At 61.3% G+C, this 2,612-nt stretch carries 2 protein-coding genes; both read left to right on the forward strand.

All coding sequences use genetic code 11. The features are described 5' to 3' along the window. Window positions 1-995: efflux RND transporter periplasmic adaptor subunit (locus H5U08_RS15340; RefSeq protein WP_297034970.1), on the forward strand; the 995-nt coding region annotated here is incomplete at its 5' end. A 17-nt stretch (window positions 996-1,012) separates the two neighbouring features. Continuing rightward, window positions 1,013-2,612, forward strand: a 1,600-nt coding sequence (locus H5U08_RS15345; RefSeq protein ID WP_297034973.1) for an HlyD family efflux transporter periplasmic adaptor subunit, incomplete at its 3' end; no start/stop codon positions are given.

Consider the following 2,612-nt stretch of genomic DNA (forward strand, 5'->3'; position numbering starts at 1 on the left):
CATATGAGTGGGTTGCGGCGGGCGAGGTCATCGCGCTGATTGATTCTCCGGAGTTGGTTCGGTTGAAGGGGGAGTATCTCCAGGCCTGGATCGAGCACAAGGCAGCCAAACAAAAGGCCGAGAGTCTGGTTCAGGCCCCGGTTTCCCAACAGGAAAAGCAATTGGCAGCGGCAGAGTTGACGGAAGCGAACCTCCGGCTTAGGGCGGCCGCGGAAACGCTGATCAGCTACGGGCTTCCCCGTCCTGATCCTTCGCCGGACGCGCGAGACTGGATTCAGGTGCGCGAGGAGCTGTGTTCCCTGGGACTGGAAGATTACTGGAAAGAGTTGGGGGACAGTCCTCCGGCCTCTTTGCTGCCCCTGCGGGCGCCGTTTTCTGGCGTTCTGATCGAATGTCCCGTGACTGAGGGCCAGGTGGTTGAACAGAACGCGCTGGTGTGCCGTTTGGTCAATCCGGTGCGGCTCCTGCTCGTCCTTTCGCTGAAAGGAGAGGACGCGGCCCGCGTTCACCCGGGACAACGGGCGGTCGTCCGCGCCGAGGGATCGCAAGAGGCCCAGGAAGCGACCGTCGTCTGGGTAGAACCCGTGGACGACCCTGACAAAGCCCAGGTTCGTGTTCACCTCGAAGTGAAGAATCAGCAAAAAGTCCTGAAAGCGGGGGCCTGGGGAGAAGCCGAGATCGTCGTCGGCGAGGCGAGTCAGGTTCTGTCCGTGCCGAAAGAGGCGCTCCATCGCGATGGAACAATGTGGGGCGTATTTGTGGTCGAAAACAGCACCGGGGAACCGCCAGGAGGTGCACGCTTTCAGGCGCGGATGGTTCGGGTGGGCAGGTCGTGGGGAGATCGCCGCGAGATTGTGGCGGGTCTTCTGCCAGGTGAGCGGGTCGTGGTGCAGGGAAGTGACATGCTCTGGAATGAGCTGCGCCGGGCGTTAAGTTCCCGGCTTCAGCAGGATAGGCCACATCGTGGGGACCTGGCAACCGACCACGTGGACTGAACAGTGAGGTGGGAAGCATGAACGTCCAGCATCTTTCGTCTGAGTCGATGGTCAGCAGGCGCGATCAGGAAACGCACGTCCGGGCGTCTCGCCGGAGACGAACAATCAGGGCGATTCTCGCCTTCGCGGGATTCTTTCTGTTGGGGATGGTGATTTCAGCGGTGGCGGTCCGCAGCGGTGCCGGTCCGGGTTTAATCGGTCATCTTCGCCTCGTGGGAATGCCCACCACTCCCGAGCAGAATGATTCGGACCACGCCCACGGGGGATGGTGCGCAGAGCATCACGTCCCGGAGGAACTCTGTCTGGGGTGTTCGCCGCAGCTCTGGCCCAAGACGAGATTCCAGGCGCGATGGTGCAAAAAGCACCGCGTTCCTGAATGCCCCCTGTGCCATCCTGAGATCGCTGAGCTGTCCGCGACGCCGAGCGTTTTGCCTGTGGACTTTGAAAGGGCATCTCGGGAATCAGATAGTCCGATCAATCCCGAGTGCACTCTTCACCAGCGCATGGTGCAGGTGGCCTCGGTGGACGTGTTGACGGGATTGGGTGTGGAGGTCGCGCCGGTGACCCGAGGCGTGCTTCGGGAGGCCCTCGAGGCCCAGGGACGCGTAGAGCTCGGTTTCGGAAGCACAGTGTGTATTAGCGCCCCTTTTGCAGGGATGGTTCGGCACATAGCCCGGCAGGAAGGAGATTCTGTGAAAAAAGGTGACCTCCTCCTTAAGATGGAGTCTGCCGAGGTGGCTGGATGGCGCGCTGATGGACGGAAGGCTGCTCAACTTGTGACGTTGCGACGTGTTCAGATGGACCGGTTCACGTCGCTCAAAGGCCTCACCGTGGCGCCGCGCATGGTGGACGAAGCCCTGGCGCTATGGGAGCAGGCGTGTGCGGAGCAGTGGATCAGTCGGGAAAAGCTGAACTGGGTGGCGAGGACCACCGCCGAACCCGAAGGTGATCTGTGCCGTACCACCGAGCCTGGGCTTACCCCGAGCGCCATGTCAGCTTCTTCTCAGCATCTTCTCCCAGACGAAAACTCGTTGCCCGGAGATCCATTGTTGTCGCTTCACGCGCCGATGGCCGGTAGGGTGTTGTCGTGTTTTGTGGGTCCGGGTCAGCACGTCGTGGCCGGTCAGGCTTTGATGACGGTGGGTGACCCGAACCAGCTTATGCTTACGGTGTGGGTTCGTCCGGAAGATGCCTCTCGGATTCGGCGAGGTCAGCAGGCCATTTTTCGGCACAGCGGCCACGTTGAGCCGGATCGGGGCGAGGTCGTCGCAGTGAGTCCTTTAATCGACGAGCGGACCCGCTTGGTCGCCGTGTGGACAACGCTGGATCCTACGGAAAGGGAAAACCACGTGGGAACGGTCGGCTGGGCGGAAATTCTCATTGCCGAAGAGCGGGACGTCATCATGGTCCCGGAATCAGCCGTTCACTGGGAGGGTGACTGTTTCGTCGTGTTCGTTCGCGACCGGGATTTCGACCACCTGCCCTACAAAGTCTTCCACGTGCGGAAGGTCCGCATCGGGAGGAAAGTATGGCACGAGGGTCGGGAAATGAGGGAAATAGTCGCGGGGTTGTTGCCGGGCGAAGTTGTGGCCACCACCAACAGCTTTGTGTTGCGGG

The organism is Thermogutta sp., assembly GCF_014359955.1.
Taxonomy (GTDB): domain Bacteria; phylum Planctomycetota; class Planctomycetia; order Pirellulales; family Thermoguttaceae; genus Thermogutta.